Consider the following 14,488-nt stretch of genomic DNA (forward strand, 5'->3'; position numbering starts at 1 on the left):
GATTATTCAATTACCATAACAAGATAACACGTAAAATGCGTAAACAATAAAATGACTGCACCGGATAACTTTGCTGAAAAGCGAAGGTTTATTATAAGATTAGGGAAAGCTTTGCATAAGTTTGGTACGCCAGCTTATCGCCTAGAAGCACATCTGCAAGATGTTTCAACATTTCTTGAATTAAAAGCCTGTTTTATCATCACGCCAACAGCGCTAACGTTTGTATTATCTGAAGATGAAGAAAATCAGCAATATAACCATGTTATTCGTGTGAAGCCCGGTGAACTTGATTTAGGATCACTTGCTCGAACCGATGAGTTAGTTGACGAATTAAGTTCTGGACAGCGCACATTAACTGAAGCAATTGAACGACTTGATGAAATAGCCAACAAACCTAACCCTTACGGGCGTTTTCTTACTTTTCTAGCTTTTGGCGCTTCAAGTGGTGCTTTTTCCATGTTGATGCACACCAGTTGGAATGATGTGTTTTGGTCGGTATTGCTCGGTTTTGTTGCTTGCTTATTTACCTTTTGGGCTGAATACTCTCGACGAATTACCGAGACACTAGAGCCAATTGCAGCCATAACAACCGCGCTATTGGCCTCGGCAATCACCCTTATTGATCCAACAATCAATATGCCATTGGTGATACTTTCTGCCATTATTGCCTTTATACCTGGCTTAGCCTTAACGCTTGGTTTAGCTGAATTAGCCGCTCGACATCTAATGTCAGGAACCGCACGTATTATGGATGCCATAATGATGCTGTTTAAGCTTTATTTTGGCGCAGTCCTAGGCATGGCGTTAGGAAAGTTATTTTGGGGCGAAGTTGTATACGTTACCCCCGGTAATATGCCAATTTGGACCGCATGGGCAGCCGTTACCACCTTATCAATTAGCTTGGTTATTTTATTTCGCGTGCGTAAGAAAGATGCACCTTGGGGAATGATTTCTGGCTATGTGGCTTACGGTGCGAGTATTATTGGTGCCGCTTATCTGGGGCCAGCGCTAGGCGCGTTTGTTGGGGCATTTGTACTGGGGATGTATGCTAATTTATTCTCACGCATTATGAGGTTACCTTCTAGTATTGTTAAATTATTAGGGCTTGTTGTCCTTGTGCCAGGGAGTAAAGTTTATATCGGTTTAAACAGTGCGGTATCTGGTGTAAATATGCTCAATACCAATAATATTGGCTCAGAAGCCTTTTTAATTTTTATGTCGTTAGTGGCGGGGCTTATTTTCTCAAATGTTGCCCTACCCTCACGTAAAGCGTTGTAATATAAGTGCCTGAATGAAACAACCCAGTAAAAAAACCGCTTATCATCACGGCGACTTACGCAGTTCACTCGTAGAAACGGGTGCTGAAATGATAAAAGAAGCAGGCATCGAAGGGCTTTCATTACGAAAGCTCGCTGAACGCATTGGTGTTTCTCGTACTGCAACGTATCACCACTTCAACAATAAGAATGATTTACTTTGCGCGATAGCTGCATTAGGTTTTATTCAATGGACAAATATTTCTAATACGATATTTGACGACAAAAACCTTTCAGGGGAAGAAAAATTTCGTGAATTTGTTTATCAGTACATAACATTTGCAACACAGAACGCTTCAATTTACGAATTGATGTTTGGCAAAACAATTTGGAAAAAAAACAATAGCGATCAAGCACTGCGTGACATCGCTTACCCAAGTTTTAATTATCAACTAGAAATGACCAAAACTTGGCAACAGCAAGGTTTATTGATTGAAAACGAAAATAGCTTACGTTTAGCGCAAGTGACTTGGGGAACATTACACGGAATTGTCCGTTTACTTATTGATGGAATTTACCTTGATACCAGCCATATTGATGAAATGTGCGAGTGTGTAGTAAAGGTTTTTATTCAACAACAAAAAATATAACAAGGGTTAAACATGTCTGAAGACAACAAAAATAAAACAGCTCAGTTTGATCAGTTCTTTTCAATCACTTACCCTTTCAATGTGAACGCAACTCTCATTGAAAGTGACACTCCGCCGAGTTACCCCGCATTTATGAACACCATGCCCATGCCGTTTAAGATGGCCTCTGAAATAATCACACTTGACCAAGCGGCATTAAGACCTTTGCAAACAATTGGTAGTGTTGCCGGACAGTTAGTCGATTATTTACATCATCAGGCCAAAAAAATTGATTTGCTTGTCAGTTATATCCTGAGTGAACAAGACAATGAAGCACAACGTTACCAAGGCACTGATTTCGGTGGTGGTGGTGTTATTTTTACCAGTAAAACCCCCTTCGCTGTTGGCCAATTTATTGAACTAAAAATATTCCTACTTGACGATAATTGTGCAATTTACTGTTGCGGTGAAATAATTTCAGTCAACACTGAGAGTGATGAACTTAATAGCTTCAAGGTTATTTATCATCATATTCGTGAAGAAGACCGTGAAATATTAGTACGTTGTAGCCTACATCAGCAATCAAAGCAATTACAGATCTTAGCGCAAAAACGTAATGAAGAATCAGCTAAACAAACCTAATACTCTTCTTTATTGCACCTTGTTATTCGTGCAATAAGTCAGTATTACGATTTATGCTGTATTTCCCCCTTTAAATCTATCTGATAAACCGCGCACTTTAACGCCTATTCCTTGTTGAATAAAGCAAAAACAGATAGCGTTATTAGATGACTATTTCAGGAACATACCTATGAACATGAATAAAAGAGCTTTTCTAAAAGCGGGTAGTGCAGGTCTTGCCGCATTATCGGTATCAACTGCTGCGTTCGCCTCATCAACTAAAATGGCAGAGTCAAAGCACTCAACACTGAAAAATATTACCCAAAGTGTTTCGGCTATAACTACTAAAGAACGTGAAATTCGCATTAAGAAAGCACAGAAATTAATGCAGCAAATGAATATCTCTGCACTCATTATTGAGCCGGGTGCAGCAATGGATTATTTCTCGGGTATTCAATGGTGGCGCAGCGAACGCCTAACCGCGTTAGTTATTCCGCAACAGGGCAAAATTGGTATTGTTTGTCCGTTTTTTGAAGAACCCAGCATTCAAGAAAGTTTGGCTATTACTGGTGATATTCGTGTTTGGCAAGAACATGAAAGTCCTTTTGAGCGCATTAAACAAATATTAGTAGACCGGAATATTAGCCTTGCAAAAGGTACTATTGGTTTTGAAAATTCAGTGCGTTACTTTGTTCAACATGGCGTAATGAGTTTACTATCAAATATGCAGCATGTTAGCGCAGAGCCTGTAACTCGTGGTTGCCGTATCATTAAAAGCCACCATGAACTACAACTAATGCATAAAGCGAATGAAGTAACACTATTAGCTTATAGCGAGGTTTACTCAAAATTAGAAGTGGGGATGACATCTTCACACGTTAAAAGCCTGATGAGTAACGCACAATCAACGTTGGGTGGCAATAGCCCATGGAATATGGCATTAATTGATCAAGCAAGTGCTTTCCCACATGGCAGTAAAAAGAAACATTTGATCCAAGAAGGTTCAATTGTTTTAATGGACTGTGGCTGTAATGTTCATGGTTATCAATCAGATATAAGCCGAACATTTGTCGTAGGTGAGCCATCAAAGCGTCAACGTGATATTTGGCAAACGGTACGTACAGGACAAAAAATAGCGTTTGAGCAAGCCCAAATAGGGTCTGCTGCCGGTTTAGTTGACGATGCCGTAAGAAAGCATTATCAAGCACAAGGGTTTGGACCTGATTATAAACTACCCGGTTTATCTCACCGAACGGGGCATGGCATAGGTATGGAAGGCCATGAAAGTGTGAATTTTGTTCATGGTGAACAAGAGAAATTAAGAGCAGGCATGTGCTTTTCTAATGAACCCGGTATTTATATTCCTGGAGAATTTGGTGTTCGCCTTGAAGACTGTATTTACATGACAGATAAGGGCCCGCAGTGGTTTACTGTGCCGCCCGACTCTCTAGATTCACCCTTAGGCAAAGTGGCTACATTTACTTAGTTGCCCTTTAAGCTTTATTTATAGACTTTGTTGATGATGATACAAAATATAAACAGGGTCATTGTTTGATATATTGATTATTGGAGTTGCCATTGCCGCGCATGTAGTGAACACGCTAACTAACATGCGCGAATTATTTTACGCGGTAAAATAATCCCACTACAAGTTCTAACACTCAAGAATTCAGCACTATTAACCTTCTTTAATTCTCCCCTTTTGTATCACCTTTTCACACAACTCCCCCAACTTTATTAAGGCTTGTAATCTATGCCCTTTCGTTGGGTGTGCAAAGCTTAATCTCAGACAATTTGAGAACTTTTTGACCGATGAAAATAATCGGCCAGGAGTAATAATTATCCCTTGAGCAATAGCATCTTTATAAAGTAAGAATGTATCAATCTCTGTTGGCAACTGCACCCAAATAGCTAGACCACCGTCAGGTACAGTAAATGTTGTCGATATTTTCCAGTTATCTGCAATCGCATCAGTTAACTGATCTCTTTGCTTAAGCAGTACTTTACGGTATTGATGCAAGTGCCGTTCGAAATGCCCTTCGGCCAAAAAACTCGACAAGCCATATTGAATGGCTTGACTCGTCGATAATTGATAAACCAATTTCATGTGGACTATTTTGTTTAAGTGCTTACCCGCTACAATCCACCCAAGTCGTAAATCTCTTGATAATGACTTTGAAAAAGAGCTACATAAGATAAAATTACCCTGCGTATCATAATTTTTAAGCGACTCGACTTTAGAATGAAAGCCAAGGTCGCCATAGATATCGTCTTCTATTATGATGATATTTTTTTCTGTCGCAAGGGCTGCTATTTTACGTTTTTCTTTTGTTGGTATCAGTGCCCCCGTGGGTGTAGCAAAATTTGCGGTTAGCACACAGGCTTTTATATCCCATTTTTTTGTCGCTTCCTCAAGCGAATCAGCGGTTAAACCAATAGTGTAAGAAGTTGGCAGCTCAAGCACTTTTAATTTAAGTTGTTGTAATAACTGTAATACACCATAAAAAGCAGGGCTCTCTATCGCAACAATATCACCGGGTTCGCACGTTGCAGTTAACGCCAAAAACAAACTATTTTGACACCCTGAAGTAATGCATATTTCCTGTTCTGAAATATGAAGATCACGCCTTCTATAATGCTCACTAATTTGATGCCTTAATGGCAAATATCCGGTGGGTTCGCAATAATATAACGCATTATTTTGTGGATTCTTTCGTAACGCACGGCTGATATGTCGGTTCAATAACAATAAATGGTTTGGTGGTTTAGTAATGTCTAAGTTTATTGGCGCTATATCAAAAGCTGCCGTTCTTTCCATAATTTCATAAAAAATTTCAGGTACATCAACCAGTTTGGGTTTGTCGATTTGAGTTAGCCCTTGACTGATCTGTTGTTGAGGTTTAACGGCTGAAACGTAATAACCTGACTTTGTTTTAACAAAAACAATACCTCTTGCTTCTAAGGTGTGAAGGGCTTTTTGAACTGATATTTTTGAAACACTGTAAATACTTGCCAGATCACGAATAGAAGGCAGCTTTTCATTACATCGCCATTTGTTGTCTTCTATTTGCCGCATTAATTTATGCGCTAACTGTTCATATTTAAATTGTCTCATCTTATACCTCAGCCAATCAATCTGTACCTATTGTAATTTATTATACTGTATCTATAAATGACAGATTAACAATTTAAACTTCCCGCAATGTAAATCCTTACTGGGGAAACCAAATGAAATCATCAGACTTATTAGAACAAAACCTCATTTTTAAAACCTCTGCCGTTGACGATAGAATTTATCTTCGCGAGCAGAAAGGTAAATATCAGCTGATCAGACGTAGTTTAAGCGGAGTCTTAATTTTACTTTTTGCCCTTGTTCCTTTTATTAAATTTAATGGTGTTCAAGCTGTATATTTTGATCTTCAGCAACAACAGGTGCATTTATTTTCACTGACTTTATTTCCACAGGATTTAGTGATTATGAGTTTGTTTTTCATTCTCGCTGCTTTTCTATTATTTTATGTCACACAATTTTATGGGCGCGTATGGTGTGGTTTCACCTGCCCCCAAACGGTTTGGATGCTGTTATTTAATTGGATAGAAAGAAGAGTTGAGGGTACTCATAACCAAAGTAAATCATTAAATGCGCAGCCAATGAGCTTAGCTAAGATTATAAAAAAAAGTATCAAGCATATTCTTTGGGGGAGTATTTCATTATTTACTGCCTTAATTTTTGTGTCATATTTCGTGACTGTTGATCAACTTTACTTCCCGTTCTTTACCTTTAACGCATCAGAAATCACCGTATATTGGGTGGTTTTCTTTGCCGTTTGTACTTATATCAATGCTGGTTGGATAAAAGAAAAGATGTGTCAGCATATGTGTCCTTACTCGCGCATTCAATCGGCGATGTTCGATCAATCAACCAAGATGGTCAGCTACGATAATATACGTGGTGAAAGCCGGGGAGCTAGAAAACGCTCGGAGCCTAAAACTGAGGCTATGGGCGATTGTGTTGACTGTAACCTGTGCGTTCAAGTCTGCCCCGTAGGCATCGACATTAGAGATGGATTGCAATACGAATGTATAAACTGCGGCCTGTGTGTTGATGCTTGTGATATGACCATGGACAAGTTCAATTATCAAAAAGGGCTTATCGCTTTTACTCATGAACAGCCCGCTAAAAACAGTTGGAAACGGCATTTAGGCTATGGCAGTTTTGTGTCAGTAACACTACTAACAATACTGGTATGGACAACAACTTGGCAAAGTTTTGATGTAAACATTATAAGAGATAGGCAAGCGCTTTATCGTGTTAATCAGCAAGGTAATAATGAAAATACTTTTCTTTTCAAAATTAGAAATAAATCTAATCAAATAAAAAATTATGAAATTAAAATAAGTGATTTACCAAATGGAAAAATAACAGGTTCATCAAAAGTTAAAGTGCAACCAGGTGAGTTAACGGTATATTCGATTACTGTCGCTGTTGATAAACCATTGCTGAATACCAGAAGTAACGTGAATTTTACGATTATTGATGTCAATAATAACGATAGTATTCGTAAGAAAAGCTCATTTTATAGTGGCAATGAAGGTTGGTAGTAAGCTTAACAATGCACTGATTAGTCTGTAATTAGTGCACTTTTATCTAATAACCCTTTTTATAGTGGCACTTACTGTTACCATGGACATATTTAAACTCATTGCTGCTTGTCATACTTTTAAACTCGCAACTCTTAAAATAATATGTGAATTGTCCAACAACATATTTTCAAATATTTTTTGATAATGTTTCAATTGTTACGCTGTTTATTTTCGTTAAATCAACGTTTATTATGTCATTTGATCTCTACACACCTGAACCAAATTAAGGAATACACATGAAAGCCATTGGTTATAAAAAATCTTTACCGATTAATGAAGCAGATGCATTAGTTAATATTGAGTTGCCTCAGCCGATAGCATTGGGTCGAGATATTTTAGTAAAAATTAACGCCATTGCGGTTAATCCCGTAGATTATAAAATCAGACAAAATAAGATGCCTGAAAATGGTGAGTATAGCGTTCTGGGTTGGGATGGCGTTGGTGAAGTAGTCGCCCTAGGTGAGAAAGCGACTAAATTTAGATTGGGTGATAAAGTTTATTATGCCGGTGATATTAACCGTCAAGGAAGCAATGCAGAATACCAGTTAGTTGATGAACGTATCGTTGGGCATAAACCCAAAAGCTTAACTGATGCAGAGGCTGCGGCATTACCTTTAACGGCAATTACTGCATGGGAACTTTTATTTGAGCATTTATCAATTAAAAAGCAGCGTTCAGGCTCAACAGGAAAATCAACAGAAGTTATTTTAGTGGTGGGTGCCGCTGGTGGTGTAGGTTCAATTTTAGTGCAACTAGCAAAAGCCATTACGGGTGCAACCATTATTGCGACGGCATCACGTGAAAGTTCACAAAAATGGGTGAAAGATTTAGGTGCTGATTTTGTTGTTGATCATACAAAAGCGCTACAACCACAAATAAATGATTTAATTTCAAAAGGAGAAATTAGGCAAGTGACTCATGTTGCTAGTCTAAATAGTACGGATTCATACTTTGATGACTATATTGATTTATTAGTTCCTTTTGGAAAAATAGCGATGATTGATGATCCAAAAAGTATTGATGTTATGAAAATGAAATTTAAAAGCTTGTCTCTACATATTGAATTTATGTTTGCACGGTCAATGTTCAATGCCAATGACATTGAAGAGCAAAGCCATTTATTAAACACTATTGCCAACTTAATTGATCAAGGCGATATAAAAACAACAATAGGTAAAAATTTAGGTACCATCAATGCTGAGAATTTAAAAGCGGCACATCAAGAGCTTGAATCTGGGCGTTCGATAGGAAAAATAGTTTTAGAAGGTTTTTAACGTTAAGAAATAAACACGGTATAAATAAATTATACCGTGAGTTTTATTATCAGCTACTTCGTTGTTATTTCGTGTTTAACGAAGTATTACGTCTGGCAATTAACAAAAAACTTATTGCGTAGTGTTTAGCGAACTAAATATTACATATCATTAAATTACTTGCGCTTTAAAAGTATTTTTCTATTCATGAGTAAAACAGCAAATATAAACAGGATAAAAGTACTTGGTTCGGGTACAGTCGTTGGATCTTGTGTATTTGATGCAATAAATGGATAAAGAAATTGACGCATACCATACTCATCATTCGTTAGCGGATTTGGATTACCTAACGGGTTTCCTACTGAAATCCCCAAGCCATTAGACTCCATAAGCAGATCAACACCTGACACAGATGTCGCATTCCCTATATTGTATACCGACAATGGTGAAGATTTAGGGTCGTACACATTAACCAAACTTGCCCACGAATTATTTAATGTATTTACAGGGTCATTAGGATCAAAATTATCATCAATAAAAGAACTGCTGATATTACTTTCTACATCGCGCAGCCCTAATCCATGTCCAATTTCATGCATAAGTAACCTTGAAAAAACATCTAGGGTATATACCGCATTACTATTGTTATTTAGGTAGATATCAACGCCGGAGATAGATCTCGCTTGATAGTTAGTTGTACCCGAGGTAAGCGTAGCTAATGTAGATTTTGTACTTACCCATGTTTCGCCTTGATTACGGTTATTACCTGGATCCCAAAAGTAAGCATCGTTTACACCAAACAAATCAATTTCTGCACCCGCTATATTTGACCCGCCTCCAAGTATCCCTTGAACGTTTGATGAAAAATCTGAGACAAACGATAAATCTGAACCTAGCCCAGAAACAGGGTCAACGGATGACCAAACATCAAATGCTCCTTGAACCGCATTAGTGAAATCTTGCTCACTAGGAAGTAAATTCCAAGAAAACAAATCTCGATAGGCAGACATTGAACCGCCCTGCAACGAGTATCTTAAACCACCATCAAGAGAACGTTCACCGATGCCCGATATATCAAAATAATCAGCATTCCAACGACTTCCGCCATCGAGTGTATTACTACCCGAAATTACGCCCGCATTTACAAATGGAGCAACGCCACAAATAATAATGGCTACAAGTTTTTTGGTCATGCCTTTCATTTTAAATTCCTTAATCCATATGAGAAGAACAATAATTTACAAGGTTACATCTACTATAATATTCATCAATACTACGTTGACGATTAATACATCTAATAGTGTTTATTTTAACAAACGACCTTCGTATTAATAGGAGAAGAAACACTCGCTATATCGCCCGAAAAGTGCGTTTTACTGAGTATTAACATATATGATTATTATATTTCTAAAGGCCTTATTTTGCGAATTTTTATATCGCAGGATATAATGACATGACCAATAAGAGTGCCATAGTAATATTAAAAGCCCTCAATCGTTTTTGATCAGTCAAAAGCACTTGTATTTTTTGACCTAAAACTACCCAAGAACTTATACACGGTAAATTTATTAGGCCAAAAACAATGGCCACAAACATCACAGCAACGAAGCTCTTTGATGGTGCATAAAGACTTATTGAAGTAAGCGCCATTGTCCATGCTTTCGGGTTAACCCATTGAAACAAAGCGGCCTGAATAAAGGTAAAAGGTGTAGAACTTGAAGATTCTTGTTCAAAACTACCTTTTGAACGTGCTATTTTAAAGGCTAGATACAGTAAATAAATAATACTGATGACTTTTAATATTTGATAACTCAATGGAAAACTGTCAAATAATTTAATAACGCCCAGACCAACTAAAGCAATCATCAAGGTAAACCCCACGCCAACTCCCAGTAAGTGAGGAATCGTTTTTTTAAAACCAAAATTCGCGCCTGAATTCATCAGCATCAAGTTATTTGGGCCCGGTGTTATCGAAGACACAAACGCAAAAATAGTTAAAGCTGATAATATTTCAAAATTCAAAGTCAGTTTGCTCTTTATTTTTTACAATATGGAATAAAAGTTCAAGCATAAGCGTTAGACACTATTTTATGCAGGGTTTTTAGGTGTGGTTTAGCAAGTTGATACAATTATGACTACTCACATAGTTATACATTATTATAGAGGTGATAGCAGTTAAAGACGATTTTTAGGTTTTAGGTTATTTAATATTTATCTTTCAAAAAAGAAAGGAAAGGTAACAAGTTATTAATATTGAAGTAGATATGTAAGGGGGTTTATCTATAACGCATAGGTAAGAGAGTGCACGAAGTACATTCTACTTACCTATTTGTTATAAGTTATCGCTTAGATAGCAACAACTTTATTTGCACATGGACCTTTTTGTCCTTGTCCAACTTCAAACTCAACAGCTTGACCGTCAGCCAATGTAGCGTATTCACCGCCAGATTGGATTTCTGAATGATGAACAAACAAATCTTTACTGCCGTCTTCTGGAGTAATAAATCCGAAACCTTTATCTGCATTAAACCACTTAACTATACCTTTACTCATAACACTCTCTTTTTCATTGGTGAAAAATATAAACCTAACTCGCTATCACCATTACGAGTCAGAATTTGAATCTTACTGATCCAATCTATATAAATAATTATAGACTGTATTAATAATTAACGATGCATGCCACCTTTCTTTTTCATACTGACTACTTTTCGTGCTATATCAAGTAATTCAGGTGAAACATCATCAGCCCCGTCTTTTATTAACTTACTTACATCACCCGATGAAAAGAATGAACCACGTTCAGCCTTTACGCCCAATGATCTAACAAAATCTTTCGTTTTACCTGTACTACCTGTATCAATGTACTTAAAAAGTATTTGTTCATTAAAGCTCTGAGGCTCTTGTTTCAAGGTAGTAATTTTATTGGTAAGTGATTCTATTTCCGACGTTAACATTTCAATTAACTCGGCAATATCTGAATATGGTTTCATTAAATTATTTAACTCTTCTGCTATTATCTGACAACGCCACAAGGCAATCACTTTACGGGAGAAGCAAGTCAGTCTTAACTAGCATGCTTAAAAAATTATTATACAGTGAATGAACCCGAGTAAATAGTCTCTATTGTAAAAGGTAAGCGTTAATAGCAAACAATTATGATATTTACGTTTATTGAGTCACAACTATCCACAAATAACATTTAATTAAAGTTTACTTATCTTCATGCCGTTTAATAATATAACTTACTGGTTATAAAATAGTTTTATTGAAAATCCCTTCTCGTCATATTTAACAAGTTAAAGCGGAGCTCTACTAAAAACTAACAATCAAAGATATTTCTAAAAAGCATAATCTAATCATTTTTTTTGATTAAACTATGCGATTTATTACACTTGATTGTTTCTTTCTTAAGCTTATAATCTCAGTAATTATTATAAAACAACATCAGCAATAATGAAAAAAACAGACCAAAACAATGTAAACATCTATCTTTTAATTTTTTTGCTATTAAGCCTATTTATTGCCTCTTTAGCTATTGCATCAACAGACAGCCCAGAAGTGAAGACTAAAGCAGTTTTTGGACAAATAGAATCTGCATTAATAACATTAAAAAGTAAAAATGAGTTTACAAAAAGTAATGTCAAAGGAGTGTTAACTCAATATCTTCTTCCTGAGGTAGATGTTCAATATTTTAGTTATAAAGTACTTAACCAAAACCTTCCAAAAATATCAGTAGAGCTTAGAACAGAGTTTATTACTGAATTATCGAATCAATTAATCAATACGTATAGCAATTTATTAAGTAAATATAATGGTGAGTCAATCGATATAGGCACAAGTTCGATATCTAAAAGTGGCAAAATATCTATGGTCAACATAACGATTACTGGTGAAAAAAAAGTCAACAAAGCCGTTGTAAAATTACTGATGTCTAAGGAAGGGAATTGGCAGTTTTTTGATATTATTATTGAAGGTATTAGCTTGTTAGATGCAAAGCAAAAAGAAATAAATTCAAGCTTTAACAAGCTAGGTATTGAAGGCACCTTAGCACATCTAAAAAATATCAATCAAAGAAGTTTCACTTCTTCATAGATAAATAAAAACGGTATAAAATTTCAAATGGAATGGTTAAATCAAACGGATAATTTCAAAGCGTTTACACTCGTACTTACCAATAACAAATTTGTTATCGCTTCATTGTTTATTTTCATTTTTTATATGATTAAACACCTCATTGTAAAAATTATAAAAGCAAAATCGATACAAGATAAAAGACTACAGATTAATATAGTCAATAATATATTTACCATATTGATGATCGTAATGGTTTTTAATATATGGACTGAAGAACTTCAAAAGTTTGCTTTTTCTATTGCCGCTTTTATCGTTGCAATTGTCTTAGCAACCAGAGAATTTATTCAATGTTTTATTGGCTTTGTTTATTTACTCTCTAGCCGACCATTTCGAATTGGTGACTGGGTGCAAGTGGGTAATAACTATGGTGAGGTTCATTCAACCGATTGGGCAAAACTGACGCTTTTAGAAGTTAATATAGATGATTATCAATATACGGGTAAAACGTTATATTTACCAAATAGCCAGTTAATTACTTCGGTTATCAAAAACCTTAACTTTCTGAAACGTTATGCAATGCATCATTTTACCATTGTGCGTGATGACAGTGTTAACCCCTTTAAGTTTATTGATGAACTGCATAAAAATGCCAGCACTTACTGTAATGATTTCAACGAAGTTGCTGTTCGTTATAATCAACTCATTGAAAATCGATTAGAGATTCCAATAGCAGGACCTGAGCCACACATTCAAGTAGCAACCTCTGAAATTGGTGACACACAAATATTCTTTACGATATTTTGTCCGACAGAAATAGCACTAGAAATAGAACAAAAGCTCACTGCTGACTTTATGAAGTTATGGTTTGAACATAAAACGGTTTCATCGTCAAAGTTCGCGTAGATTTTGTATTCTTCATGATAAAGTTCACTCAGCAACCGATTATTGAGTCACTGAGTGAACTTTTATTTATGCTGTTTTAGAGGCTTATGATTTATAACTTTTTTGATCGTTATTCAATAAAGTAATCGTACCATCAAGATGTACGTCGCGTTGCGGGAAAGCGACAACAATATTATGCTCTTCAAATAACTCATCTAATCGAAAACGAATATTACTTCTCGTCACTCTTAGAGCGGCTTCACCACTCGAGTTAATCCAAAAGTTGACGTAAAATATTAATGAGTTATCGCCAAAGTCTTCAAAAACCACCACGGGCATAGGGTCAGTTAATACTTCTTTTTGTGCCAGTGTTGCTTCTAAAATCAAGTCAGCAACGGTTCTAGCACGCGTACCATAAGCAACGCCCACTGATACACTTGTTCTCACTAAACTATCTCGAAGTGTCCAATTAACTACCGTGTTTTCAAGTAATTTACTGTTAGGAATAAGTAAATGAACACCGTCTACCCGTCTGATACGTGTTGAACGCGTGTTAATTTCTTCTACCACACCTTTGGCATTTTCTACTTCTAAAAAATCACCTATCTTAATCGGTCGTTCCCACATTAAGATCCAACCACTAATAAAGTTGTTAATAATGTTTTGTGCGCCAAAACCAAAACCAATCGCAATAGCCCCTGATAAAAAGGCAAAAGCGGTAATCGGTACATTAATCAGATCTAATGTGGTAATTAACATTATGACAATCGCTATGACATAAAAAACACGCTGCAATAAATGTATAATATTAGGATCTGTTTTACTTGTCGTTAAACGCCGCGTAACCAACCTGACGCTCCATTTTGTCAGTAACAGGCCAAGGAAGATAATAAGCGGGATTAATAATAATCCCCCTAATGTCACTGGTTGCTCAGCAACAGTAATAACCGTAGTAGATAAAATCGCTTTTATTTGTGAAAAATCCATAAAATCCCTTAAGTTAGCTAACTTTTATTTTGACCCTAAAAACACTTTAGAAGGGTCAACAAGAAACCGCTTGCCAAGTGCTTCACGCCCTAACAACATTAAGTAACTCATGTCAGAGCGATCGGTTAAGGTTATTTCA

15 protein-coding genes are annotated in these 14,488 nt (G+C 36.3%); 8 read left to right on the plus strand and 7 right to left on the minus strand.

Features of this window, described 5'->3' with window-relative positions; genetic code table 11:
- The first annotated feature begins 51 nt into the window (after positions 1 to 51).
- The 4 genes from H4J39_RS17900 to H4J39_RS17915 all read left to right on the plus strand — a co-directional run bounded on the left by H4J39_RS17900 (position 52) and on the right by H4J39_RS17915 (position 3,992).
- The gene (locus H4J39_RS17900) at positions 52 to 1,278 is read left to right on the plus strand and encodes a threonine/serine exporter ThrE family protein (RefSeq protein ID WP_182178228.1); all 1,227 of its coding nucleotides are present in this window, start codon (positions 52 to 54) and stop codon (positions 1,276 to 1,278) included.
- Positions 1,279 to 1,291: 13 nt separating this feature from the next.
- Positions 1,292 to 1,906 carry a TetR/AcrR family transcriptional regulator gene (locus H4J39_RS17905; protein WP_182229698.1) on the plus strand — a complete coding sequence of 205 codons (615 nt, stop codon included), beginning with the start codon at positions 1,292 to 1,294 and terminating at the stop codon, positions 1,904 to 1,906.
- 12 nt (positions 1,907 to 1,918) lie between these two features.
- A complete protein-coding gene (locus H4J39_RS17910; protein ID WP_182229699.1) occupies positions 1,919 to 2,527 on the plus strand; it encodes a PilZ domain-containing protein in 609 nt (202 codons plus the stop codon).
- A 169-nt stretch (positions 2,528 to 2,696) separates the two neighbouring features.
- Positions 2,697 to 3,992 carry a Xaa-Pro peptidase family protein gene (locus H4J39_RS17915; protein WP_182229700.1) on the plus strand — a complete coding sequence of 432 codons (1,296 nt, stop codon included), beginning with the start codon at positions 2,697 to 2,699 and terminating at the stop codon, positions 3,990 to 3,992.
- A gap of 192 nt (positions 3,993 to 4,184) precedes the next feature.
- Here the strand turns inward: H4J39_RS17915 and H4J39_RS17920 are convergent, their stop codons facing one another.
- Entirely contained in the window at positions 4,185 to 5,621 is a 1,437-nt protein-coding gene (locus tag H4J39_RS17920) for a PLP-dependent aminotransferase family protein (RefSeq protein WP_259366580.1), read from the minus strand.
- 113 nt (positions 5,622 to 5,734) lie between these two features.
- Between H4J39_RS17920 and ccoG the strand changes: the two genes are divergently transcribed.
- Positions 5,735 to 7,108: a cytochrome c oxidase accessory protein CcoG gene (ccoG, locus tag H4J39_RS17925; protein WP_182229701.1), complete on the plus strand. Its 1,374-nt coding sequence runs from the start codon at positions 5,735 to 5,737 to the stop codon at positions 7,106 to 7,108.
- 278 nt (positions 7,109 to 7,386) lie between these two features.
- A complete protein-coding gene (locus H4J39_RS17930; protein WP_182229702.1) occupies positions 7,387 to 8,424 on the plus strand; it encodes a zinc-binding alcohol dehydrogenase family protein in 1,038 nt (345 codons plus the stop codon).
- Between the two features lie 155 nt (positions 8,425 to 8,579).
- Here the strand turns inward: H4J39_RS17930 and H4J39_RS17935 are convergent, their stop codons facing one another.
- The 4 genes from H4J39_RS17935 to H4J39_RS17950 all read right to left on the minus strand — a co-directional run bounded on the left by H4J39_RS17935 (position 8,580) and on the right by H4J39_RS17950 (position 11,396).
- Entirely contained in the window at positions 8,580 to 9,605 is a 1,026-nt protein-coding gene (locus tag H4J39_RS17935; RefSeq protein ID WP_182229703.1) for a hypothetical protein, read from the minus strand.
- Positions 9,606 to 9,834: 229 nt separating this feature from the next.
- Positions 9,835 to 10,425, minus strand: coding sequence for a LysE family translocator (locus H4J39_RS17940; RefSeq protein ID WP_182229704.1), 591 nt, complete (start codon positions 10,423 to 10,425; stop codon positions 9,835 to 9,837).
- 324 nt (positions 10,426 to 10,749) lie between these two features.
- Positions 10,750 to 10,956, minus strand: a complete 207-nt coding sequence (locus tag H4J39_RS17945) for a cold-shock protein (RefSeq protein ID WP_070374424.1) — start codon at positions 10,954 to 10,956, stop codon at positions 10,750 to 10,752.
- Positions 10,957 to 11,072: 116 nt separating this feature from the next.
- Entirely contained in the window at positions 11,073 to 11,396 is a 324-nt protein-coding gene (locus H4J39_RS17950; protein WP_182178248.1) for a hypothetical protein, read from the minus strand.
- Between the two features lie 463 nt (positions 11,397 to 11,859).
- Between H4J39_RS17950 and H4J39_RS17955 the strand changes: the two genes are divergently transcribed.
- The gene (locus tag H4J39_RS17955; protein ID WP_182229705.1) at positions 11,860 to 12,498 is read left to right on the plus strand and encodes a phospholipid-binding protein MlaC; all 639 of its coding nucleotides are present in this window, start codon (positions 11,860 to 11,862) and stop codon (positions 12,496 to 12,498) included.
- A gap of 27 nt (positions 12,499 to 12,525) precedes the next feature.
- Complete coding sequence (locus H4J39_RS17960; protein ID WP_182229706.1) at positions 12,526 to 13,383, plus strand: mechanosensitive ion channel family protein; 858 nt, start codon at positions 12,526 to 12,528, stop codon at positions 13,381 to 13,383.
- A gap of 84 nt (positions 13,384 to 13,467) precedes the next feature.
- Here the strand turns inward: H4J39_RS17960 and H4J39_RS17965 are convergent, their stop codons facing one another.
- Positions 13,468 to 14,349, minus strand: a complete 882-nt coding sequence (locus H4J39_RS17965) for a mechanosensitive ion channel family protein (protein WP_182229707.1) — start codon at positions 14,347 to 14,349, stop codon at positions 13,468 to 13,470.
- Positions 14,350 to 14,373: 24 nt separating this feature from the next.
- Positions 14,374 to 14,488 (minus strand): RimK/LysX family protein (locus H4J39_RS17970; protein WP_182228802.1); only part of this gene is annotated, 115 nt, incomplete at its 5' end.

The organism is Colwellia sp. Bg11-12, from assembly GCF_014076955.1.
In the GTDB taxonomy this organism is placed as follows: Bacteria; Pseudomonadota; Gammaproteobacteria; order Enterobacterales; family Alteromonadaceae; genus Colwellia_A.

Bases quoted from the DNA above. Each gene is read 5' to 3' on its own strand.
- H4J39_RS17900 (WP_182178228.1), top strand. From the start codon at position 52: ATGACTGCACCGGATAACTTTGCTGAAAAGCGAAGGTTTATTATAAGA.
- H4J39_RS17905 (WP_182229698.1), top strand. From the start codon at position 1,292: ATGAAACAACCCAGTAAAAAAACCGCTTATCATCACGGCGACTTACGC.
- H4J39_RS17910 (WP_182229699.1), top strand. From the start codon at position 1,919: ATGTCTGAAGACAACAAAAATAAAACAGCTCAGTTTGATCAGTTCTTT.
- H4J39_RS17915 (WP_182229700.1), top strand. From the start codon at position 2,697: ATGAACATGAATAAAAGAGCTTTTCTAAAAGCGGGTAGTGCAGGTCTT.
- H4J39_RS17920 (WP_259366580.1), bottom strand. From the start codon at position 5,621: ATGAGACAATTTAAATATGAACAGTTAGCGCATAAATTAATGCGGCAA.
- ccoG (WP_182229701.1), top strand. From the start codon at position 5,735: ATGAAATCATCAGACTTATTAGAACAAAACCTCATTTTTAAAACCTCT.
- H4J39_RS17930 (WP_182229702.1), top strand. From the start codon at position 7,387: ATGAAAGCCATTGGTTATAAAAAATCTTTACCGATTAATGAAGCAGAT.
- H4J39_RS17935 (WP_182229703.1), bottom strand. From the start codon at position 9,605: ATGAAAGGCATGACCAAAAAACTTGTAGCCATTATTATTTGTGGCGTT.
- H4J39_RS17945 (WP_070374424.1), bottom strand. From the start codon at position 10,956: ATGAGTAAAGGTATAGTTAAGTGGTTTAATGCAGATAAAGGTTTCGGA.
- H4J39_RS17950 (WP_182178248.1), bottom strand. From the start codon at position 11,396: ATGAAACCATATTCAGATATTGCCGAGTTAATTGAAATGTTAACGTCG.
- H4J39_RS17955 (WP_182229705.1), top strand. From the start codon at position 11,860: ATGAAAAAAACAGACCAAAACAATGTAAACATCTATCTTTTAATTTTT.
- H4J39_RS17960 (WP_182229706.1), top strand. From the start codon at position 12,526: ATGGAATGGTTAAATCAAACGGATAATTTCAAAGCGTTTACACTCGTA.
- H4J39_RS17965 (WP_182229707.1), bottom strand. From the start codon at position 14,349: ATGGATTTTTCACAAATAAAAGCGATTTTATCTACTACGGTTATTACT.